Annotated in this window: 1 rRNA gene; it reads left to right on the forward strand. The window is 48.9% G+C overall.

The features are described 5' to 3' along the window. Window positions 1-661 (forward strand): 23S ribosomal RNA (locus tag WMO20_RS14455); the annotation flags it as partial.

Below are 661 nucleotides of genomic sequence, written 5' to 3' on the forward strand. Positions count from 1 at the left end.
AGAACCTGAAACCCTGTGCCTACAAGCACCTAGAGCACGTCAAAGTGTGATAGGGTACTTTTTGTAGAACGGTCCGGCGAGCGATTGTATGCAGCAAGGTTAAGGACTTAAGGTCTGGAGCCGAAGCGAAAGCGAGTTTGAAAAGGGCGTTAAGTTGCATACAATGGGCCCGAAACCGGGTGACCTACCCATGGTCAGGTTGAAGTGGAAGTAAAATTCCATGGAGGACCGAACCGACCTCCGTTGAAAAGGCGGCGGATGAACTGTGGGTAGCGGAGAAATTCCAATCGAACCCGGAGATAGCTGGTTCTCCCCGAAATAGTTTTAGGACTAGCCTCAAGTTAGATACCTGGAGGTAAAGCACTGAATAGCCTAGCGGCCGAGAGGTTAGCGAAGCTTATCAAACTCAGAATGCCAGAGTATTGATGCTTGGGAGTCAGACAGTGTCAGATAAATGTCATTGTCAAAAGGGAAACAGCCCAGATCTACAGCTAAGGTCCCAAAGTCAGGTTAAGTGGAAAACGATGTGAAGATACGTAGACAACCAGGATGTTGGCTCAGAAGCAGCCACACATTCAAAGAGTGCGTAATAGCTCACTGGTCGAGCGTCTTTGCGCGGAGAATTTAACGGGGCTAAACCTGACACCGAAGCTTAGGCAAT

Source organism: Faecalibacterium intestinale (assembly GCF_040096575.1).
Taxonomy (GTDB): Bacteria; Bacillota; Clostridia; order Oscillospirales; family Ruminococcaceae; genus Faecalibacterium; species Faecalibacterium intestinale.